General features: G+C 44.7%; 17 protein-coding genes and 1 pseudogene. 4 read left to right on the top strand and 14 right to left on the bottom strand.

Annotated features, from left to right (window positions below):
* Positions 1-122 precede the first annotated feature (122 nt).
* On the top strand, positions 123-1,334 hold the full coding sequence (locus tag SKC38_RS01285) for a helix-turn-helix domain-containing protein (RefSeq protein WP_377974411.1): 1,212 nt from the start codon (positions 123-125) through the stop codon (positions 1,332-1,334).
* Between the two features lie 413 nt (positions 1,335-1,747).
* Here the strand turns inward: SKC38_RS01285 and SKC38_RS01280 are convergent, their stop codons facing one another.
* The 4 genes from SKC38_RS01280 to SKC38_RS01265 are packed head-to-tail and all read right to left on the bottom strand — an operon-like array spanning position 1,748 to position 7,908.
* Complete coding sequence (locus SKC38_RS01280; RefSeq protein ID WP_377974409.1) at positions 1,748-3,358, bottom strand: OmpA family protein; 1,611 nt, start codon at positions 3,356-3,358, stop codon at positions 1,748-1,750.
* Positions 3,340-3,921: an LOG family protein gene (locus tag SKC38_RS01275; protein WP_377974407.1), complete on the bottom strand. Its 582-nt coding sequence runs from the start codon at positions 3,919-3,921 to the stop codon at positions 3,340-3,342. The genes SKC38_RS01280 and SKC38_RS01275 overlap by 19 nt, the downstream gene beginning before the upstream one ends.
* Positions 3,914-4,789, bottom strand: a complete 876-nt coding sequence (locus SKC38_RS01270) for a TIGR01777 family oxidoreductase (protein ID WP_377974405.1) — start codon at positions 4,787-4,789, stop codon at positions 3,914-3,916. Before SKC38_RS01270 ends, SKC38_RS01275 begins: the two co-directional genes overlap by 8 nt.
* Positions 4,789-7,908, bottom strand: a complete 3,120-nt coding sequence (locus SKC38_RS01265) for a glycoside hydrolase family 3 N-terminal domain-containing protein (protein WP_377974404.1) — start codon at positions 7,906-7,908, stop codon at positions 4,789-4,791. The genes SKC38_RS01270 and SKC38_RS01265 overlap by 1 nt, the downstream gene beginning before the upstream one ends.
* 111 nt (positions 7,909-8,019) lie before the next feature.
* Between SKC38_RS01265 and tpiA the strand changes: the two genes are divergently transcribed.
* Positions 8,020-8,781, top strand: a complete 762-nt coding sequence (gene tpiA / locus SKC38_RS01260; protein ID WP_377974402.1) for a triose-phosphate isomerase — start codon at positions 8,020-8,022, stop codon at positions 8,779-8,781.
* Positions 8,782-8,871: 90 nt separating this feature from the next.
* Positions 8,872-9,549 (top strand): HAD family hydrolase, encoded by a 678-nt coding sequence (locus SKC38_RS01255; protein WP_377974401.1) that lies wholly within the window; start codon positions 8,872-8,874, stop codon positions 9,547-9,549.
* Between the two features lie 228 nt (positions 9,550-9,777).
* On the opposite strand, the gene SKC38_RS01250 is transcribed toward SKC38_RS01255, so the two are convergent.
* The 10 genes and pseudogenes from SKC38_RS01250 to SKC38_RS01205 form a co-directional block, all read right to left on the bottom strand.
* Positions 9,778-10,371, bottom strand: coding sequence for a NifU family protein (locus tag SKC38_RS01250; protein WP_377974399.1), 594 nt, complete (start codon positions 10,369-10,371; stop codon positions 9,778-9,780).
* A gap of 258 nt (positions 10,372-10,629) precedes the next feature.
* Positions 10,630-10,887, bottom strand: a pseudogene (rpmA, locus tag SKC38_RS01245) (50S ribosomal protein L27); the annotation flags it as partial.
* Positions 10,888-10,925: 38 nt separating this feature from the next.
* Positions 10,926-11,240, bottom strand: a complete 315-nt coding sequence (gene rplU / locus SKC38_RS01240; protein ID WP_377974398.1) for a 50S ribosomal protein L21 — start codon at positions 11,238-11,240, stop codon at positions 10,926-10,928.
* A 107-nt stretch (positions 11,241-11,347) separates the two neighbouring features.
* Positions 11,348-12,517 (bottom strand): AIR synthase related protein, encoded by a 1,170-nt coding sequence (locus SKC38_RS01235; RefSeq protein WP_377974396.1) that lies wholly within the window; start codon positions 12,515-12,517, stop codon positions 11,348-11,350.
* 2 nt (positions 12,518-12,519) lie between these two features.
* Positions 12,520-13,491: a porphobilinogen synthase gene (hemB, locus tag SKC38_RS01230; protein WP_377974394.1), complete on the bottom strand. Its 972-nt coding sequence runs from the start codon at positions 13,489-13,491 to the stop codon at positions 12,520-12,522.
* Positions 13,492-13,521: 30 nt separating this feature from the next.
* Positions 13,522-13,854, bottom strand: coding sequence for a helix-turn-helix domain-containing protein (locus SKC38_RS01225; protein WP_377974393.1), 333 nt, complete (start codon positions 13,852-13,854; stop codon positions 13,522-13,524).
* Positions 13,855-13,933: 79 nt separating this feature from the next.
* On the bottom strand, positions 13,934-15,400 hold the full coding sequence (locus SKC38_RS01220) for a M61 family metallopeptidase (RefSeq protein ID WP_377974391.1): 1,467 nt from the start codon (positions 15,398-15,400) through the stop codon (positions 13,934-13,936).
* Positions 15,397-16,083, bottom strand: a complete 687-nt coding sequence (gene recO / locus SKC38_RS01215; RefSeq protein WP_377974390.1) for a DNA repair protein RecO — start codon at positions 16,081-16,083, stop codon at positions 15,397-15,399. Before recO ends, SKC38_RS01220 begins: the two co-directional genes overlap by 4 nt.
* The gene (locus SKC38_RS01210; RefSeq protein WP_377974389.1) at positions 16,073-16,852 is read right to left on the bottom strand and encodes a lysophospholipid acyltransferase family protein; all 780 of its coding nucleotides are present in this window, start codon (positions 16,850-16,852) and stop codon (positions 16,073-16,075) included. Before SKC38_RS01210 ends, recO begins: the two co-directional genes overlap by 11 nt.
* A 1-nt stretch (position 16,853) precedes the next feature.
* Positions 16,854-21,371 carry a hypothetical protein gene (locus tag SKC38_RS01205; RefSeq protein ID WP_377974387.1) on the bottom strand — a complete coding sequence of 1,506 codons (4,518 nt, stop codon included), beginning with the start codon at positions 21,369-21,371 and terminating at the stop codon, positions 16,854-16,856.
* Here SKC38_RS01205 and SKC38_RS01200 point away from each other — a divergent pair.
* The gene (locus SKC38_RS01200; RefSeq protein WP_377974385.1) at positions 21,364-21,876 is read left to right on the top strand and encodes a KdsC family phosphatase; all 513 of its coding nucleotides are present in this window, start codon (positions 21,364-21,366) and stop codon (positions 21,874-21,876) included. The two genes, SKC38_RS01205 and SKC38_RS01200, sit on opposite strands and share 8 nt — an antisense overlap.
* Position 21,877 lies beyond the last annotated feature (1 nt).

The raw sequence follows: 21,877 nt of genomic DNA, 5'->3' as shown, positions 1-21,877 counted from the left end.
AAAATCCGCTTTAAAAATTAAGTACATGTCCTACTTTTTAAAATCAGGACATCTCAAGCGGATTATTCGACAAATCTGATAACTTTGTAGGTGTTTATTCAAACCGTGTTGTTCTAAAAAATATGTTCTTATTTAACTCCCTGTTGAGTTTATTTATTTCGGTCATTCTCGTTATCTATAATTGGAAGGAAAATAAAAACACCATCTATTTAGGGGGATTTCTATTTCTTATATCCATTTACAGTCTAACACATTACTTTTCGGTATTCGGAAATTCAGCTTTTTGGCTAGCCATCTTTTATGGCAATTTTTCCCCTTTCATGATGTTGGCCGGCCCCTTACTGTATTTCTATGTACTCGGCATCATTCGAGATACCTATATATTGAAACCGACTGATTTCTTGCATTTCATTCCTGCAGCCATCGTTTTCGTCGGAAATATACCCTATTACCTGACTCCATTTTCTGAGAAAATGGAGATCGCACAGCGTATATTAAATGATATAGACCAACTGAAATTCGCACGTGTTAATTTCATTTTTCCAATATCTGCGAATTACATTCTGCGCATTTCCTTATTGATGATTTACACACTCATTAGCTATTACAGGATTTGGAAATACAGGCCTCAATTAAAAAAATCCATTCCGACCCAGCAGTATTTATTGACCTATCGCTGGCTGAATATGTTTTTTATCACGCTCATTATCCTATTAATTGCATTTGGGATGATTACGATTGATTTTATTGAGAAAACGCCAAAAGAAACCTATAATACGCTGAATTTGATACATAATCTAGGAGGAATTATGTTCCTGCTACTTTCGGTTAGCCTCCTAATATTTCCGCAAATTCTGTATGGATTCCCGACCTACAAAGAGACGTCAGAACGACCTAAAGAAAAAAATCCGACTCCACAGTCGCTAGAAGATATCGACGAGGAAGACAATCCATTTTTAGAATTAAGGGATCAAATCAACGTATATTTAGCGGAAGAGAAACCCTACCTAAATCCAGATTTCTCCATAGGAGACTTGGCGGCAGCGCTCAAAGCACCGCAGCACCACATTTCATACTGTATTCGGGTATTATTCAAACAAAGTTTTCCCAAATTAAAAACGAGCCTTCGAATTCAATATGCAATACAATTGATGAATTCTGCTGAGTTTGAGCACTTGAGTATTGAGGGTATTGGCCAAATGGCCGGATTCAGTTCCCGCTCAAGCTTTTATTCCGCATTTCAAGCTGAGATAGGTTGTTCCCCGGGGGAATACCTGGAAAAGAGGGAAGAGTTGGGAGCTAAGAGTGAAGAGATGTCATCTGGTAATGACTAATTTCCTTCGGACTGACCACTGACGACTAGCAAAAGCACCTGCGTACACCAACTTCATAACCCTAGGCTTTAGCCTAGGATCCCCAGACTAAAGTCTGGGGCTAATAACAAGAAACCATTCTTTTTTCCTCCTGACAGACCACTGACGACTAGCGACTAGCTACTGCGTACACCAACTTCATAACCCTAGGCTTTAGCCTAGGGATCCCCAGACTAAAGTCTGGGGCTAATAACAAGAAACCATTCTTTTTTCCTCCTGACAGACCACTGACGACTAGCGACTAGCTACTGCGTACACCAACTTCATAACCCTAGGCTTTAGCCTAGGGATCCCCAGACTAAAGTCTGGGGCTATAAACGATAAACCATTCTTTTTGCCTCCGGACTGACCACTGACGACTAGCGACTGATGACTTACAAAATCGAAAACTCCACCCGTCTATTCTGCGCTCTTCCTTCCTCCGTATCATTCGAAACCTTCGGACGCTTAGAGCCATAGCCCTTCGATTGTATTCTTCCCGCCGGAATACCTGCATTCAATAAATAAATCTTAACTGCATCCGCACGCGCCTGTGACAAGGCATCATTAATTACATCGGTTCCCGTATTATCCGTATGCCCACTAATCTCGATTCGCAAAGCCACATTGTCCAACATCACCTGAACCATTCGTTTCAATTCCGGCTCAGATTCCGCCGTTAAAGTTGCCTTATTCAGCTCAAAGAATAGATTATTAACCGTCACCGTACTTCCTTTGGCAATAGGAGACATGGCTAAATCCCGACCATCTAATTCCAAATACCGGCCGCGTAATTGGCTTAAATCCAAATGCGTCGAACTAGGTAAATAGCCATTCGCCTTCGCTGTAATCCCGTAATTCGTTCCATAAGGTAAGACCAATTTATACTGCCCCGTTCCCGGATCCGGCGTCGCTTGCCCAATGATCTTACCCGTTTTCAAATCCTCATAACTCACCGAAGCACCCGAAGGCACCTTGCCTGCAGCATCACTCACTTTTCCGGTTAGCAATACAACTGCCTCCGATGTCTCCGAAGAACCAATTCGTGGACTCGATTTAACATCTTGTTGCAAGATGGGCTTTGGCGCCTCCGCAACAACAGGCTCCGGTTCAGGCTCGATCGCAATCCGAAAAATATCCTTCTTCCCTGTCTCCGTCGATGATAAAAAATAAGCATAATCCCCTTTAGCAGCCAAAGTATAATAGGCATCATAACCGCTTGTATTCACCGGCGGACCGATGTTAACAGGCTTGCGCCACGATGTCCATCCATTGCCTAATCGCTTCGACATGTAAATATCCTGTGAACCTAGGCCGCCCGGTCGGTCCGACGAAAAATACAGCGTCCGACCATCCGCCGCCAAAAATGGCGTTGTTTCCGAAAACTCCGTATTTATTCCGTCCCCTAAATTCTCGGGTTTCGACCAACCCGTATCCCCCAATAAACTCACATAAATATCATCCCGATCACTGTTTTTCTTCTCTGCGAAAGCTAATAAAAGCGCCTTCCCATCCATCGCTAAATAGGCATATTCATTCTTACCCCGACTCAGCTTTTCATAGCCCGGAATGTTAATTTTCTCGGGAATAGACCATCCACCGATAATCTTTTTGGCCGTAGAAAAACCACGCGATTCATAAACACCATTGATATAGGCACCCTTCAATAATATCGTTTGGCCATCCGGAGAAATCGATAAAATCGTATTGTATTGATCTCGATTCAATACATCCGGCATTCGACGCGCCGTACTCCAAACATCCCCCACACGCTCACTAAACCAAATATCCTGCGATCCCGCCACCGTCTCTGAACCCTGCGTTCCAAAACGATTAGATGGATGATTCTTCCGACCAAAATACAGCGTCTTGCCATCTGGAGCCATAACGGGGTTCAACTCCGCGTATTCCGAGTTCACAGCAGAGCCTAAGTTCTCCGACTTTTGCTGCCCGAAACCCACAAATGACACCAATAAAAAAAGGCAAATTAGCCGCGATAAATCCATTTTTTCTCCATTTTCTCTGGCTCATAGGCCATGATGTAATCGACCAAAGCCTCTGGATTTGTCTCCACCTGCAAAGCTTCTAAATTAGGCGATTTCAAAAATCCTTCATCCACCATGTGCTGCAATTGCGCTAATAAATGATCATAATAGCCATTCGTATTCAAAATGGAAATAGGCATTTGGTGTAAATCCAATTGCTTCCAAGTCAACATCTCAAACAACTCATCCAAGGTGCCAAAACCTCCCGGCAAAGCAATTACGCCATCCGCCAGCTCAGCCATTTTCTGCTTCCGACTGTGCATCGTTTCCGTGACATAACATTCCTGAATACCTGTATGCTTCACTTCCCAAGGCTCCATAAACGACGGAATCACCCCGATCACATGACCGCCCAAACGTAAATATTCATCTGCCAAAACGCCCATGATTCCCACACTCCCCGCACCAAAAATCAATTTGCAATCGTGCTTCTTGAACGCCTGCATTAAGGCTTTTGCTTCTGCTTCGTAAATCGGGTTGTGCCCTTTTGATGAGCCACAATAAACTAAAATTGTTTTAGACATGTATAATTTGTGTTAACGCGTCCGCTAGCCGCGTGTATGTAAACGTAAAATTTAACTCTGTTTGTATTTTCTCCGAAGAAACAAAATTTCCTCCTGTAACTAAAACGGCCATCTCGCCCAGTACCAAACGCAATGCCCAAGCCGGAACTTTAGGCCACCAAATCGGTCTGTGATAAGCCGCCGCAATCTGTTTTGTCATCTCCGCATGTGTTACCGGATTTGGCGCCACCGCATTATAAACACCGTGTGCATGCTCATCCGTCAGCGCACATGCAAACATTTTAACTAAATCCTGAATATGAATCCACGATTGCCCTTGGGTCCCCTTACCTAAAATCACGCCGACAAACCAACGAATCGGTCGGGCTAATACGGGGAATATTCCCCCATTCGCACCCAAAACCAAGCCTATGCGCAATTTCACCACGCGTAAGCCCTGTATTTCATCCACCGCCTTTTCCCAGGCAACCGTACAAGCACTTAAAAAGTCGGCGCCCGCCGAAGTATCCTCCTTACAAAGTACATCCCCAGAATCCGCCCCATAATACCCAACCGCCGATGCAGACACAAAGGTATGCACCTGATGATTTCGCGTTTTTAAGGCTTCTGCCAACAAGCGAGTAGAGGCCACTCGCGAATGAATCAATTCCTTTTTTCTTTCCTCCGACCAGCGTTTATCGGCAATCCCAGCACCGGCCAAATGCACAATCGCATCAATGTCATCCAAAGCATCCGCCACCAGAAATCCTTTGTCGATATCCCAACCACCCTGACGCGATAATACACGCGTTTGGTGTCCCAGCGCATGTAAATATGTCTGTAGTTCTTGCCCGATAAAACCCGTTCCGCCGGTGATGAGAATGCGCATTAATTCCCTTTTTTAATCGCCTGGTAAATCACTTCATTAATCCCTGTGCGGATATTCGCATCAGAAATTTTGCTATTATTTCGGGTTGGGTAAACGCGATTCGACAAGAAAACATAGACCAAATCCTGATTCGGATCTACCCAAGTATAAGTTCCCGTAAATCCTGAATGGCCAAAGCTCGCCCCGCTCGCAGATGGCGCCGCTGATATGCCAGGTTTCTTACGATCCGGTTTGTCGAAACCAACTCCCCGACGGGAATTTTCTTCCACCGAAAGCGGATACGAAGTCCATTGCTTCATCGTCTTCTCCTCGATGAATTGTTGGCCTCCATAATAGCCATTCTGCAAATACATTTGCATCAATTTCGCTAGGTCATTTGCATTGCCAAACAAACCCGCATGGCCACTAATACCGTCCAATAATGCTGCACCTTCATCATGCACTTTGCCATGAATCAAGGTCTTGCGAAATAGCGAATCATATTCAGTTGGGACAATGCGTGCTAACGGAAAATACTTCTCCGCCTGATACACCAAAGTACTCGCTCCTAAAGGTTTGTAAAAAGCCTCGGAAAGGTAATTTGTCCAGGTTTTACCGGTGATGCGCGGAGCGATTTGGGGCAATAAATAATACGATAAATCCGAGTATACATATTCTTTTTTCTCCCGCAGTGCCGAGTTTTTAATCGCATCGTTTACTTGCGCGCTGATGCTGCGATGCGCCCAAAGGTTCGGGGCAACTTGAATTGGATATTCTTCTGAAGTGGCATATGAAAGCGTTCTCGGCTTCCAACGTGTTACTTCGGACTTAATGTCGACACATGAATCCCACAGGTTTTTCTGTGTACGAATGATTTTTTTGATGCGCTCCTCACCTGCCGCTTTCGTCAAATATTTTTCCACAAACGAGTATTGCAAATCGTTTTTGGCATAACGCTGATTGAACTTTTTACTGTGGACAATCATGTCGGTGCTATCAATGTAATCCTGCCAAAAAGGAATCCATGCCCGCAAGCGCGCTTGATGCGTCAAGACATCCAAATACTTCAAATCCTTCTTGTTGCTTTGCGCAAATTCCGGAATCAATTCCCCCATGGTCGTTTCCAAGGTAAATTTTCCTTGATCCTGCCATTTCATCAAAGCCGGAATCGAGGTAGAAATTTTGGTAATAGATGCCAAATCAAAGATATCCGTCTTTTTCAAAGGTTCTTTGGATTCATAAGTTTGAGTACCAAACGCCTTGTGGTAAATCACCTTGCCTTCTTTGGCAATCAATACCACAACCCCCGGAGCACCTTTGATATCGATCGCTTTTTGTGCCAAAGAATCCACTTGCTTATTCAAATATTTACCCGAAATGCCCACCGCTTCCGGAAGCACATTGTATTGCAAACGGCCCAAACTAGGTGTGATAATCCCCATGCCAGCTGGGTAATCCGCAGACGCGCTCACCGGCATTTTACCTTCTGCCGCAATTCCACCGAAAATCACGGATGCTGCTGCTTCTTGCTGAGCCACTCCATCCTGATAAGTTAAAACCAAGCCTCCCAAATTCTTCAAGTTCTCAAAAGACTTCAGGGTAAATGGATTCGCGAAATAAGACAATATGGTTTTCGGGGTCGCAAAACGCTTCACCAAAGCCTGAATCTGCGGTTTAATCGCATAATTATTTGCTGGTCGGTAAGAAATTCCGTGCAAGCCCATCAACACGACATTGTAATTTTTCAAGGCATTTTCTACGCGAGTAATCGTCGAGTCGGCACTCGTTTCATCCAAATAGAAATGCTCCATTTCGACGTAATTTTGGGCCAATTTCTGGAACTCTGTTGGGAATACCCCGCCATAATTTGCCTTTCCGATCGCCAGGGTGGCAATTTTCAAGGTATCTAAACGGCGCAATGGAATTAAGTCAAAGGGGTTTTTAAGAACTGTGGTTGATTTCTCTGCCAAGCTACGTTTCAACAAATCCGCTTGCAATGGATTGAGTTCGTCAATTAAGTTTTTGGTTTCGATCGGTTGGTACTGATCTAAGCCCGCCCAGGCTTTGGCATTCAAGATGCGGCGAACGCGTTTGTCGAGTTCTGCTTCTGTGATTTCGCCTTCTGTTAGGGCTTTTTTGATGGCATTAAATGCGGCAGGGACATCCAAAAACGTTTCTAAAATATCGTTTCCGGCTAGGAACGCTTTCACGTTCGCTTGGCCTTCCGGGAACATTTTTGTCGCCCCTTTCATGTCCATGGCATCCGTAAAAACGAGGCCTTCAAATTTCAACGAATCGCGCAACAAACCTGTTACGATAGGCTTAGACATCGTCGAAGCAAGCATGGCTGTTGTGTCCAAGGAAGGAATGCTTAAATGGCCCACCATGACCCCTTGAAGACCTTTATTGATTAATTCCCGGTAAGGGAAAAGTTCTAAAGAATCTAGTCGATTGCGGCTATGCGTCAACACAGGAATATCAAAATGGGAGTCGACGCCCGTATCTCCATGGCCTGGAAAGTGTTTGGCAGAGGTAATAATTCCACCTTTTTGCAGGCCGCGCATATAGGCCAAAGACTTAGAGGTTACCGCCTCACGGTTCTCGCCGAAAGAGCGGAAATTAATGACAGGATTGTTCGGGTTATTATTCACGTCGACAACCGGTGCGTAATTGATATGCACACCCATCCGTTTGCACTGTTGGGCGATTTGAAAACCCATTTTCTCGATGAGCGCATCGTTGCCTTGAATCGCCCCGAGCGTCATTTGGTAGGGATAACGGACCGTGGAGTCCAAACGCATGTTTAGTCCCCATTCCAAATCCATCCCGATGAACATAGGCACTTTAGACATGGATTGTAGCTTATTAACCAAATTCGCCTGATTAGTCGGATAGCCCGCAAACAGCACAAATCCCCCTACATGGTAATTTCTCACGATGTCGTAAAGTCGGGTTGTGTCATACGTTGCATTGGTATTTCCACGTGGCATGAGGACCTGGCCTATTTTTTGGTCGACCGACAAGCTTTTCATGACGGAATCTACCCATTTGGATTTGGTATGAGGAAATAGGTCGGTTTGACTGTATGCGCTTATGCCTGAGGCGATGAAAATGAAGGCAAGTAGAATGCGTTTGATCATGTGTAAAAAGAGGTAATGGATTGTGAAAATACGGAATCTTTGCGATTTTATTGCTTGGATTTTCGTAAGCGGGAAAGGAATTGTATTTTTGGAGCTTAATTAGATGAACGTATGAGAAAAAAAATTGTTGCTGGAAACTGGAAAATGAATAAGACGGCTGCTGAGGCATTCGTTTTGGCTACTGAGGTAGCGCAATTAGTGAAGTCGGAGGTTCCGGCGGATGTACAAGTGATTATGGCGACGCCAGCCTTGTATTTGACAGGTGTTTCTCAGGTGATTGAGGGCATTGATAATTTGGCTGTTGCGGCACAAAACTGCCACGAAAAAGCATCAGGAGCGTATACAGGTGAGATTTCAGCGGTGCAATTGGCATCAGCTGCAATTCCATATGTGTTGATCGGTCACTCGGAGCGTCGTGAATATTTCGCGGAGTCGAATGAACAATTAGCTGCGAAAGTGGATGCAGCATTAGCGAATGGAATCACACCGATTTTCTGTTGCGGAGAGAGTTTAGCTTTGCGTGAAGGCGGTGAGTTTTTGGCTTATGTAGCGGATCAATTAACAGCGAGTTTATTTCACTTATCGGCTGAGGAGTTCGGTAAAGTGGTGATTGCATATGAGCCTATTTGGGCGATTGGAACGGGTTTGACGGCTTCGGCTGAGCAAGCGCAGGAAATGCATGCACATTTACGTGTTCACATTGCTGCCAAATACGGCGCAACGGTAGCAGATAATTGTTCGATTTTATATGGTGGATCTTGCAATGCGAAAAACGCACAAGAGATTTTCGCAGGTCCGGATGTGGATGGCGGATTGATCGGTGGTGCTTCGTTGATCGCGGCGGATTTCATTACGATAGCGAAGTCGTTTTAATTTTGTTTGGCGGGTAAACGCTGCCGGGGTCTGAAGACCCCGGCAGCGTTACTCCTCCGAACGTTTTATAGTCGAAAAAAGTATATCAGTATGTTGGTAATCGCATTTGATGCAGATGACACGCTTTGGGTAAATGAACCCTATTTTCGTGAAAGCGAAGAGACCTTTGCTGCCTTGTTTGAGGACTATTTACCGATGCATCAAACCCAACAAGAATTGTTTAAAACCGAGATGGACAACCTGGCGCTTTATGGCTATGGGGTAAAAGGTTTTATGCTATCCATGATTGAAACAGCCATTCGAATTACGGGTGGAAATTTATCCGCTGAAGGTACAGATCGAATCTTGGAAATAGGGAAAGAACTACTCGAAAGACCCATTGAAATCCTTCCGCATGTAGAGACTGTTTTAGAGGCGCTGTCAACAAAATACCGCCTTGTGGTTGCTACCAAAGGTGATTTGCTCGATCAAGAGCGAAAATTAAAAAAGTCGGGCCTCGCCAAATATTTCCATCACATTGAAATCATGTCGGACAAAAAGCCGGAAGATTATCAAAAATTAATTCGTCATTTAGACATTGCTCCGGAGCAGTTTTTTATGATTGGAAACTCGTTGAAATCCGATATTTTACCTGTCTTGGAATTAGGGGGACATGGTGTTCATATACCCTTTCATACGACCTGGGCACATGAAATGGTGAGCCATCCGGTGGAACATGTGAACTTCCGCGAGATCGAACAATTGGACGAGGTTCTCTCATTTTTATAATTAGAAAATTTTAAGGGATTGGGGTAGGCAGTTTATCAACATCTTGATAATAATGAGAATCATTATGCCATTTAAGCAGCCTGGAGGCGGGAAATAATCAGTTTGTTTAGCAGAAAGGTTATTCCGGTAAGTGGGGGTGAAAAGGTGACGCTGCCGGGGTCTGTGACCCCGGCAGCGTCTACACCGCTTCAACGCTCAAGCCAGAGCTATATTGTCCAATAAACTTATTTAAACGCCCTCTGCGACAACTTCTTTGACCGAAGGTACCATTCGGGTCATCAAGGTTTCAATACCGGCCTTAAGCGTCATTTGAGATGATGGGCATCCAGAGCAAGAACCTTGCAATAAAACTTTCATTTGACCTGTTGATTCATCAAATGAATGAAACGTGATAGCACCCCCATCTGATTCAACTGCAGGCTTCACATACTCCTCTAAAACTTGTTTGATTTGGATGATAATCTCAGAATCCGAAGAATCCCCCTCTGCCGCAAATTCAGACGCAGGCAACGAGAATACAGGCTGTTTCTCCGCGAAATATTTCTTCAAGTATTGCTTAATCCCAAACAATTCATCCTCCCAGGCTGCATTTTCCGTCTTCGTTAACGTGATAAAATTATTCGTGATAAACACCCGACGAACAAATTCAAAGCCAAATAATGCTACCGCTAAAGGCGAGTTTTTCTCTTTGGTCAATCCATCTGCTGGTTGGGTATAGTCAAATGACATGCCCTCGGGCAATAATTCCACATTAAAAACGAATTTCATCGAATGCGGATTGGGCGTAGATTCTGTATAAATGGTAACTGTCGAGGTAAGCATAAAATGGAGTTATAGTCCCTAAACCACCGAATGGCCAATAAGGTTTCGTAAAATAAAAAAAACCTGACACTTTCATGTCAGGTTTTCTCAGAAATTTACAATTGATTACTCAGCTGCAGCTTCTTTTTTCTTAGTAGGCGCTTTCTTTGCTTTTGGAGCTGCTTCTACCGCAACCTCAGCTACTGGAGCCGCCTCCACTGCTGGAGCTGCTTTTTTCGCTGGAGCTTTCTTCGCTACCGGTGCCGCTGGTGCTGCCGCTGCCACTGCTGGCAATACGTGCACAAATGAACGACCTTTAAATCCTTTTTTGAATGCTACTACACCATCCGCTAAAGCAAATAATGTATGATCTTTTCCAAGACCAACATTTTCACCTGGGTTGTGCGCTGTTCCACGTTGACGAACAATGATGTTCCCCGCGATAACTGCTTGGCCTCCAAATAACTTAACGCCTAAGCGTTTACTATGTGACTCGCGCCCGTTTTTCGACGATCCGGCGCCTTTCTTATGTGCCATGTTTTTTTATTTTATGCGTATTAAACGCTAATTTTCAATTATTTAACTGAGATACCTTCGATTAACACTTGCGTCAAATCTTGACGGTGTCCATTCATTTTTTGGTAAGACTTTCTACGTTTCTTTTTGAACACCAAAACCTTTTCGCCACGAACGTGTGCTACGATTTTAGCTTGAACAGTCGCACCAGCTACTGTGGGTGCTCCTACGGAAATCTTTCCGTCATTGTCAACAAGTAATACCTTGTCGATAACCAGTGCAGCGCCTTCCGCTCCCGCCAAACGGTGGGTATATACGGTACGGTCTTTTTCTACTTTAAATTGCTGCCCGGCAATTTCTACGATTGCGTACATTTTATATGTATTTAAGTGAAACAATCCCACGAGGCCAGGTCGTTACCTTTACAAAGCCTTTTAAATGGGGTCGCAAATATAATAAGGATTTGCTACAAAGCAAAGCCTTATTCGTAAATAAATTCTCCGTAAGTACTTTTTATCGTCAATTTCTTCGTTGGAGCCGCCTCCACACGCCCCACAATCTGCGCTGGAATACCAAATGACTCCGAAATCTGAATAATCTCATCCGCAAACTCCGGCGCCACATAAATCTCCATCCGATGTCCCATATTAAACACCTTATACATCTCCTGAAAACTCGTACCACTCTCCTTTTGAATCAAATCAAACAGCGGCGGAATCGGAAATAAATTGTCCTTGATCACATGAACACCCTCCACAAAATGCATCACTTTCGTCTGCGCACCGCCCGAACAATGCACCATCCCATGAATCTGCGCTCTTAATGAGCCCAAAATCGCTTTGATTACCGGCGCATACGTCCGCGTTGGGGACAAAATCAATTGGCCTACGTTCAACGGTGTTCCTGGAACGGCTTCCGTCAACGAGCGTGAACCGGAATAAACCAAATCAGACGGCACCGATGGATCAAAACTCTCTGGATATTTTCCAGCCAAATAGTTCCCCAACACGTCATGACGCGCAGAGGTCAATCCATTGCTACCCATCCCACCGTTATATGTCTTTTCATAAGTCGCTTGCCCATCCGAAGCCAATCCCACAATCACGTCGCCGGCTTGAATATTACCATTCGAAATCACATCCGAACGCTTCATCCGACCAATCACCGTACTATCCACAATAATGGTACGCACCAAATCTCCCACATCTGCCGTCTCTCCTCCTGTGCTATATATCCCTAAACCATTCTCCCGCAACATCTCCAGCACCTCTTCGGTCCCATTAATAATCTCCGCAATCACCTCACCTGGAATCAAGTTCTTGTTCCGACCAATTGTACTCGAAAGCAACATTTGATCCGTCGCGCCCACACAGATTAAATCATCTGTATTCATCACGACCGCATCCTGCGCAATCCCTCTCCAAACCGAAATATCCCCCGTTTCCTTCCAATACAAATATGCCAAAGACGATTTCGTTCCTGCCCCATCGGCATGCATGATGTTGCAATAATCCGCATCTCCACCCAAAATATCAGGTGAAATCTTGCAAAAAGCCTGCGGAAACAAACCCTTATCTAAATTGGCAATAGCCTTGTGAACATCTTCTTTAGAAGCCGAAACTCCCCGTTGCATGTAGCGATCGGTTGACATATTTACGCTTGATTTAATTGAGCAAATTCTTTGGCAAAATACGTCAGAATTACCTGCGCACCCGCCCGTTTAATTGATAATAAACTTTCCAACATCGCCTTCTCGCCGTCCAACCAGCCATTTTGCGCAGCTGCTTTAATCATGGCATATTCTCCAGAAACATTATACGCCGCAATGGGCAAATGACTATTTTCACGCAACAATGCAATGATATCTAGGTAGGCCAAAGCCGGCTTTACCATCAAGAAATCCGCACCTTCCGCCTCATCCAATTCCAATTCGATTAAGGCCTCCCGACGATTCGCGGGGTTCATTTGATAAGTCTTTTTATCCCCAAATTTAGGTGCCGACTCCAATGCATCCCGGAAAGGGCCATAAAATGCACTCGCATATTTAGCCGTGTAAGCCATAATGCCCACATTCGAGAATCCTGCACAGTCCAATGCCTCCCGCAAATAGCCCACACGCCCATCCATCATGTCCGAAGGTCCAATCAAGCGAGAACCCGCTTGCGCTTGTGCAATCGCCATCTTGGCAAGTACCGGCAAAGTTTCATCATTCAAAATTTGACCGTCTTTCACAATCCCATCATGCCCATCTGAACTGTAAGGGTCCATGGCAACATCAGTCAACAAAGAAATTTCTGGAAAACGGCTCGAAACGGCGTGAATCGCATCTAAATACAAAGAACCCTTTCGGTAACTTTCAGAGGCAACGGAATCCTTAAACGACTCCTCCACTTGCGGAAATAAGGCGAACGAGCGAATACCCAATTCAACACATTCCTCAATCTCCTTCAACAATAAATCAAGCGAATAACGATGTATGCCCGGCATAGAAACAATCGGTGTCTTTTTACCCGAACCCGACTGAACAAACAAGGGAAATAACATATCCTTCACCGACAGGCGAGTCTCCTCCACCATGTCTCGAATGACTGCACTCTGACGATTTCTACGCGGCCTTTGTAACATATCGAATGATTTAAGGCACAAAGGTAGGAATTATTGCGGCAGTTGGGAAAGGATATTGCTTAATTGTCGCTCCAACAAATGTAATTTATCAACATGCTGGACAAATTCCGCGCGCGTTACAAATCCATAGCCCGCATAGACATTCTCTGCCACTTGTACTTCGGGCTCCTCATCAAAAAATTGGGAAAGATTAAATTGCAAAATCTCCGACAACTGCACGAGCCGTGTCAAGGTCAGCTCTGTCTTACCTTGCTCTAATTTGGAATAGGTCGAAATCGCCATACCCAATTTTAATGCCATATACTCCTGGCTATACTCGTGAGAAATTCGAATCTTCCGGAGTCTTGATGCATATTTTTTCATAAGGCAAGATAATGAATCGTATATACTCAACCGTTATGACTTCGCCGACAAAATAAGTCGTTTATCGAAATAATTTTTCCTATTGTGATGCGCCGAAGGCTTGAAGCCGAAGCGAGTCTGAAATTGTCAAAATGCCTTCCGACTCAAAACGTAAGCCTACACCTTCCAAAAGTGCCGCAATTTCCCCTTGTAAGGGCTCCGAGGATTCTACCCAACGAGTCCAGAATTCCGACAAGGATTCTTCGTAAACTTCTTCCACCAAAGCGTAAAATTCTTGACGAGTATACCCATTTTTTAATCGGCCATAGCGTTCCTGCATCAACAACATAACGTCGCGGAGCGATTTGGCATGTTGGAATTTCCGACGAATCAAAAGATCCAAACCTAAAGCCACCAAAGCCCCCTTAAAATAGATTGAAACTCGCTTACCCGGCAAGGCTGAACCATAACCGTCCAACCACAAATCAATCGAACTTTCAATCAAAGACTGCTTAGAGGCTCCATCCCGCTCAAAATGTAATTTCAAATTACCGGCCAATAAATTCACATATTCCTCCGCATTCACCACACCCGATGCCCACAAAAACCAATCCCCCAAATAAGTCGTAATCCCCTCAACAATCCAACCCGTGTCAAAAATAACCGCTTTGGTATAATTATAGGGCAATAACGCTTTTGGTCGGATCGTCGCCACATTCCACACATGATACAATTCATGCGAACCCAAACCGATCAAATCCTCATAAGAATCCCGATCCTCCGGACCCATGACCATCATTGTCGATTTCGTATGCTCAACTCCGTGATAAAATGGCTTAGGGCAAATCCACAACATAAAACGATATTCTCGAACAGGAAATTCCCCCATATAATCGAGCTGATAGGCAACAAATTTTTGGTAGGCCTTGAGCAATCGGTCCGAAAAATGCGTCTTTGGGCCCAAGCCTTGTAAATAGAATTTCACCCCATGGGTTTTCCAAGCATGTGTATGGATTTGAGGCGCAGCCAGAAATGGCGAATCGACCAGTTCGCGATACGATTTTGCCCGAAATTTATTTCCGTAAGTCCTTAATGCACAGGATATTTCGTAACCCCCTGCCGGCGTGATTTTCGCCGGTAAAGCGCCAGCAAATGCATGCTCCTCCGTCGGCGAAAACCCCGCCGGCGGTAACATAACCTCCACCTCACATGCCCGATTCTCCCCGCGATGTGGAAACAACAAACAATTCACAAAATTGATGTAAACCATCGAATCATCCACCCAAGATCCCCCCGCATCCGGCTGCTCCGCATGGTAGCGATAGGATACCGTGATGGGTTTCAACTCCAGAATATCAACTGTCCAAGAGGACAAATCCGACTTCACCACTGGTGCATCTGAACAAGTCACCGTCGCAATGTTTTTCGCAAAATGTTGCACCTGATAGCGCCCCGGCCGCCAAATAGGCAAATGCAATGCCATCGGCCCAGTGCGCGAAGGCATAAATGTCAACTCAATATCCAACGCATGAAACGATGGCTTTATTCGATATTTCAACGTCCTCATGACAATACTTCTTGTAAAACCTGCAATGACCGCAATTCCCCAAAGGATTCCATGTGCAAGCCATAATAATAAATCAACGCCCGCAAAATCGCCGCACGCTGCACCCGATTAACCCCTACGCCATCCCCATAATCCGCATCAAACAATTCCTGCACAGTCGAAGCTTCTAAATCCCCCATCCCCTGAACGCCAGCCTCCCGCAATTGATCCAAAAACTCCGCCACCTGACCCGCATGGAATCCCAAAAACTCACTCAAACGCCACAAAAACTGCAAATGGAAATTCTCCAAATGCCCCTTCCCTTGATCCAATATTTGAAAAGACTCCTCCAAAAATGAAAACAACACCGGATTCGCCTCTTCTTCCCGCAACACCTTGCTCAATACCTCCGTCAAAAACAGGGCGATACTCGATGAAGCAATATCAAAGGGAATCTTTCGATAAGGATAATAGCATTTGGCCTCTGAAATCCGATGCAAACCCTTTCCCGGCTTGTGATATACCTCTAAATCCAATAAGGTCAATGGCTGAAACAAGGCAATTTTATGTTTGGCCTTTGCTGAACGCACACCATTTTCCACATAGGAACTGATGCCAAATTCGGCGGTGTATATGGTCACCAACAGGGATGATTCCCTGTATTTCATGTATTGAATGACGATTCCTTTGGTCTTATTCAGCATGATCCAAGCCTATTTCCTGCTGCAAACGAGTCAATATTTCCTCTGTCGTCGCATCTGCCGAAAAGCGAATCGGCTCACGGAACTCGACCGTCAGCGTCGTATTACGCTTCCGCATCAATAATCCCTTTTTGTCAAATGCCCGTCGGAACCCATTAATACGCACCGGCACCACAATCGGATTTTCTCCTTTGATCAAATGCGCCGTTCCCTTCCGCAAAGGAGCAAATGCACGTGTCGTTCCCTGTGGAAAACTAATGACCCAACCGAATTTTAAGCCTTTCCCAATCTTCTCGACCGCCGCCAAATCTACCTCGCGCTTCACATCAACCCCCTCGGCTCGCCAAGAGCGGTTCACCAAAATCGCTCCCGCCTGCGCAAAAACCCTTGGCAATAAACCATCATTTTTCATCGTTTCAGAAGCCGCCACATAAAAAAGATTGGAACGAGGGGCCAATAAATAAAACGGATAATTTAACGTATTCCGAAAACCCCATTTGACCGAAAAAAAGATATGATACAAACACACCACATCCATAAAATAAGTCTGGTGATTGGGTAAAAAAAGCACGCCTTCATTGGGCAAATTTTCCAAATGCTCCGTTCCCGTAATCTTCGTTTTGTTGTAAACCGTTAATCGATTATAGGAAATAAAGCCCAAAATCATCATCACAATCCGCTTAAACAATATGGGATTGCCAAAGGGGTCTCGCTCTCCCAATCCGAGCGTGTCCATGAAACGAAACACTTTGGCCAACTTTGACTGACTCATATTAAAATCCTCCTTTTTTCGACTTCGTTGCAGGTGCCGTTGATTTAACTGGGGCTGCTGCTTTTTTCACTTTTTTCGCAGGCGTGGTTCCTCGATAATATGCCAAGAATCGCTTCACAAATGCATCTTTCTCATCTCCCGCAGCTTCCACAACGACCAATTTACCTTTTTTATCTGATTTAACCGCTTCTCGAATACTGGCCAAAAAGGCGGGATCCGAGGAATAAACACCTAACTCGCCATTGAAATAGGCAAAATAATACCATAAATCTTCAGATAGTTCCCAATACCCATAAAACTCCTCTTTGCTCGGTTTCTTAATCACTTCCATATACCCTCGAACCGTCGCATTCACGTCCACCGGACCCACATTTACCCAAGGAATTCCGCCAACCGAATAAAAAGCAGATGTGTTTGGAGACCAAACCCATGAAACCCCCGAAAAGTTAATCGAATTAGCGAATTCCGGTGCCACTTTATCCAAGGCCATGTGCACCTGATCCATTTTGGTCCGCATTGCCTCCGGAATCGCTTTTCCTAATACTTGTTCTGCTCGGTTTAAATAAGCATCCCGACGCTCTGGGTCATCCGCAGGGTCACTTTGAATTCCCTCGTCCAACAAATATTTGACGATGCGATCGCCCATCACCTTCAACAATTTGGCTGGATACGGAAATTGTAAATTCACCCAGGTATCCAAACGCGGCAACAAACTATCCGTTGACATATTTAAATGCCCAAAGGCCCGAATGGACTGATTTCCCGTAAACAATTGGATCGGACCCTCTGCTTCTACTCGATGCTTATCAATAAACAATTGCATCTGCGTCTGCTTTCCCTTTACCTCATAGCGATCATTCGCCTCAATCACATCCCCTTCCGCCTGAAATAATACGGGATCCAAATCATCCGATTGAGGACTTAAAAATGTCGGATACAATCGGTTTTGCGCATTGATAAAAATTCCAGCGGTAATCGGCCGACCGGCCTCATCATGTAAATCTTTGTTCAAGACCAAATGCGGTTCTTCACCTTTGTTGCTCTCAAAAGGAATCCACGCCGCGCGGAAATTAGGCAAACCAATCACCGGTCGAATAAATCCTTTAAAGTTCAAATTAGGCAAGCGCGTATCCAAAGAAACCTCCCCTTTGAATTGCTGATGTTTACTGAAACGCAGCGGCACTTTCTCCGACAAAAGTCCATCAGCCGTGATATAGCTTTTCCCTTCAAAATGAAAGTTCCGCAATGCAACCGCCACGGTATCCCCGTCGCTGCGTGGAAATTGGTAATTAGCCTCCCCTTTCCAGCCGGCGGAATTTCCTTCAGAAATCTTTAAATCCTTCAACAAATGTTTGCCGTTTAGAACCGCTTTGGCACCCGAAAAAGGCTTGAAAGCCCCATCTTTTTGAATACCCAGAATACCTTTTTCAGGATACAATAATGCCGAACCAACCTCAACTTCTTTCACACCACTTAATGCCAAATACTGCGCTTTCAGATCATAAGACGCATTTGTTGCCTTAATCATAGACCCCGCAACACCCGTACTATCCAAACTTTTTAGCTCGAAACCCTTTTGGCCCCCCATCAAAAACTTCTGATTCGTCAAATCCCAAGTCGCATCAGCCAATGAACTTTGATATGCCACATACGGAAATGTAATCGCCGACCCCATGTCGCCTTTCATAGGACGAATCATGACTTTATGAGTTGACATATTTGCCTCGAGCGCCACCCGATCCATGAAAACAGAGGGCGGGAATAGCGCCATTTGTTTACCGATTTTCAAGTTCGCCTCCGATGCAGTCCACAAAGAAGCATCAAACCGGAAATTGGACGATTCCATAATCCCGTCTTGCAAGGTTAAATTCCCCCGACCGAAAACTTGTTTTTGGTGCATGCCCAGCGACCCAATCAATTGCACTTCTTTTTTATACAATGAAATGGATTGTTTAAATGGATGCATCCAAAGGCTATCGCTTTCTTGCGTCCATGTGAAACGGTGCTCCCCCATTTGCATATCAGGAAACCCTTTCCCTTGCATCGTTGCCTCGATGCTTGTTGCAATCAGGGAATCCGGGTAAAAATGTGACTCTTTTTGATTCGAAATGAGCCCTTGATACGTCATCGAACCCGCCGCAGAAAGACCTATTTTATTCATCAACATGGGACTTTTTAGTTGATAAATCGCCTTGTTGCGGTAAATGCTAAACGGCAATTTTTGATTGTACGAAAAGCCAAAACTCTGATCTGGCATCAATACCAAAGAAGCCTTAAATGTGGGAAACAGGCCATCCGAATAGAAACTTCCCTCGAACGTAATTTCCTTCTGGGTTAAACTGTCTAGCTCGATGCGTGGAACTTGAAAATAATGTTTTTTGCTGTAAACGCCTGCCGCGCGCCAAGGCTCATCAAAATAGGAGACAACCCCTTTCGGAATAATCAATTTAGGAAATGCAGCAAGACCTAGTCGGCCAGATTTATTGTTCGGGGGTGCTAATAGAATATGACCAGCCTCGTAGCGAAACTGCCCCCCCAGCTCACGATTCGTCCCCTTTCGAACGAAGGTAATCGAATCAATCTGAGGAAGATTAATCGAATAATCCGTGAAATTAAAGCGGAATCCCTGGCCACGGAAGCGGTAATTCCCAATCTTAATTTCTCCCATGAAATCAAAATCGCGCCCTTGACCAAACACAATCTGATTATCCGAAGGAATAAAATTCGCCTTCAAAGAATCCGACACCATGACTTCCTTAATGCCGCGAATGACGAGTTTTTGTTGGCCTAAATCCAAGGAAATATTCGCCGTATCCTTTGCCAACATCCCCCCAAACGAGGGTACATAAAACCGATCAAAATCTTTTTGTGCATATTTCACTTGGGCATAATGACGGCCCAAACGCGTGAAAGAAACGTCGCCACTCAGCTCGTCAAAATTCAAATATCCAGCATGTTTGAACTGCTGAAAACCGCCTTGTAGAAGTTTGGGGTCCTTTTTATTAGCCTCGGCGATATCATACAAATTGGCATGACTTCGTTTAATCATAGCCAAATGGTTATACAATATCCGAATCGGATCATAGGTTAATATGCCCTGCTGGCTATCCAATCTGCCCGCATCAAAAAAGTCAAAAGACTCGACCCAGGCGGGGTTTTGGCTTTTCCCCGACAAACGGAAAAAATCCATTTTTTGTGTTTCTGCGTGTAGAACACCTAAGTCGGCAGAAATCGAAACCTGATGAAAACTATCTTCAAAACGAATTTCTTCTTGCGTGGGTTTGAGGTGCCAAGCAGCCTCTGCTGGAATCCAATTCGCAGTCACAAACCCGTGGTAAAGCGAATCCTTTTTCCCGACATAACCAATAAATGCACCTTCTTTAATCTGAATGGATTCGTTAGCCTGCATCAAGGCTTGCGACGTCAAAATTTCACCCAATTTCCGTTGGGGGCCCCATATCTCCAACCGAGCGGGTTTTTCTTTGGAACCAAGCAAACCTAATTGATTGCCACGTACCAGCAAGCGACCAAAACCTTTGAAATATTTCCCTTGTAAAGCCTCGCTAACAAATTGTTTGGATCGAAACTCTAGGTCAAATTGCTTAGCACCCGCCTTCTTTTTCAATTGCATCCGCAGTGCCCCCACAATGGAACGATCTCCTACTTTCCAGTTCATTTCCTCGCTGAGCAAATAGCCTTTGCGCGGGTTGATTTGAAATAACGGTAAGGCCAAATTTCCTTGTTCCACGAGCCCGTTTTGACCAAAAAACAAACGATCTTTTACTGAAAATAAGACCTGTTTCGCAGTTATCCGAAGACTATCCTTTCCAATGAGCGATTCACAAATTGCATCTGTCCAAACCAAAACCGGCCCCGGGCTTTTCACTTGATATTGAATCCACGTTTCCGCAGGGCTTTCATCGGAAGGCGTATCCCAATTGTCGGTGGGCGCCAAGGTACTATCCGCATCTTGCCAACGAACCGACAGGTTTCCTTGCACACGGATGGCATAATTTCCCGTTTGTAACAGCTGTTGATTATACTGCCAAGCATCCACTTGTTCGTAAAAATCAAGCGCGAGTTTGCCTACTTTTCGCTCAGCGAAAAGGGGTACGAGGTTTAATAGCTCCTTCTGTAAATTGGGATTTGCTTGCAAAAACGTTCGTGCAAACAAATAAGAAAACGAAGGAGTTTTATAACCCGCCGCGCGCATTTGTTGGGCCCGCATAAAAAATTCCGCTTGCGGTTGCTGTGCATAAAGACTTTGCAATTGGTTGACAACAACAGGCGCGTCTGAAAACTTACTTTGGCTAATGCTCGAGCATAAATCGGCGACAAGAGAGGCGTTTGCATTTTGTTGGGCATGGGCATAGGTAGGCAAAAATGCCAAAGAGCCAACCCAGAAAATTATTCGCAAAAGCCTCATAAGGGGTAAAAATACAAAAAAGCCATCACGAATCGCATCAAGTCTTTCCGCAGATTTATGTAAATTACCATTCAAATCAATCAATATGTCCAACGTACTCACGCAATTTGCGCAAATTAAGGCCTTTGTATTCGACATTGACGGCGTCATGACAGACGGAAGTGTTCATGTCTTGGAAACCGGGGAACATTACCGAACTTTTCACATACGTGACGGATATGCCATTGAGAAGGCTCGAGAAGCGGAATATAATTTGTGTGTCATTACTGGCGGAGGCCATAAGGGCGTCAAAAAAAGATTGGAAAACCTGAAGTTTCAGGACATTTATTTTGGTTTGGGCGGCAAGGATAAATTGGAAACTTATTTAGGTTGGTTGAACAAAATGGGAATTGACGAGTCGGAGGTTTTATACATGGGCGACGACGTTCCAGACTTAAAAATTCTTTCCCGACCGGCATTATTGAGTACTTGCCCGGCAGATGCCATTCCTGAAATTCAAATGGCTTGTAAATATGTCTCGCCTTTTGGCGGAGGCAAAGGAGCCGTGCGAGATGTGATTGAAAAAGTGATGAAATTACAGGGCAAATGGCCTGCTTAAC

Source organism: Aquirufa echingensis (assembly GCF_042714525.1).
Classification (GTDB): Bacteria; Bacteroidota; Bacteroidia; order Cytophagales; family Spirosomataceae; genus Aquirufa; species Aquirufa echingensis.
Note: the sequence above shows the minus strand (reverse complement) of the source record. Positions and strands in the feature narration are given on the sequence as shown.

Coding starts and splice junctions, on each gene's coding strand:
- hemB (WP_377974394.1), bottom strand. CDS start 13,491: ATGTTACAAAGGCCGCGTAGAAATCGTCAGAGTGCAGTCATTCGAGAC.
- tpiA (WP_377974402.1), top strand. CDS start 8,020: ATGAGAAAAAAAATTGTTGCTGGAAACTGGAAAATGAATAAGACGGCT.
- SKC38_RS01255 (WP_377974401.1), top strand. CDS start 8,872: ATGTTGGTAATCGCATTTGATGCAGATGACACGCTTTGGGTAAATGAA.
- SKC38_RS01280 (WP_377974409.1), bottom strand. CDS start 3,358: ATGGATTTATCGCGGCTAATTTGCCTTTTTTTATTGGTGTCATTTGTG.
- SKC38_RS01235 (WP_377974396.1), bottom strand. CDS start 12,517: ATGTCAACCGATCGCTACATGCAACGGGGAGTTTCGGCTTCTAAAGAA.
- rplU (WP_377974398.1), bottom strand. CDS start 11,240: ATGTACGCAATCGTAGAAATTGCCGGGCAGCAATTTAAAGTAGAAAAA.
- SKC38_RS01225 (WP_377974393.1), bottom strand. CDS start 13,854: ATGAAAAAATATGCATCAAGACTCCGGAAGATTCGAATTTCTCACGAG.
- SKC38_RS01285 (WP_377974411.1), top strand. CDS start 123: ATGTTCTTATTTAACTCCCTGTTGAGTTTATTTATTTCGGTCATTCTC.
- SKC38_RS01200 (WP_377974385.1), top strand. CDS start 21,364: ATGTCCAACGTACTCACGCAATTTGCGCAAATTAAGGCCTTTGTATTC.
- SKC38_RS01275 (WP_377974407.1), bottom strand. CDS start 3,921: ATGTCTAAAACAATTTTAGTTTATTGTGGCTCATCAAAAGGGCACAAC.
- SKC38_RS01220 (WP_377974391.1), bottom strand. CDS start 15,400: ATGAGGACGTTGAAATATCGAATAAAGCCATCGTTTCATGCGTTGGAT.
- SKC38_RS01265 (WP_377974404.1), bottom strand. CDS start 7,908: ATGATCAAACGCATTCTACTTGCCTTCATTTTCATCGCCTCAGGCATA.
- SKC38_RS01270 (WP_377974405.1), bottom strand. CDS start 4,789: ATGCGCATTCTCATCACCGGCGGAACGGGTTTTATCGGGCAAGAACTA.
- SKC38_RS01210 (WP_377974389.1), bottom strand. CDS start 16,852: ATGAGTCAGTCAAAGTTGGCCAAAGTGTTTCGTTTCATGGACACGCTC.
- SKC38_RS01250 (WP_377974399.1), bottom strand. CDS start 10,371: ATGCTTACCTCGACAGTTACCATTTATACAGAATCTACGCCCAATCCG.
- recO (WP_377974390.1), bottom strand. CDS start 16,083: ATGCTGAATAAGACCAAAGGAATCGTCATTCAATACATGAAATACAGG.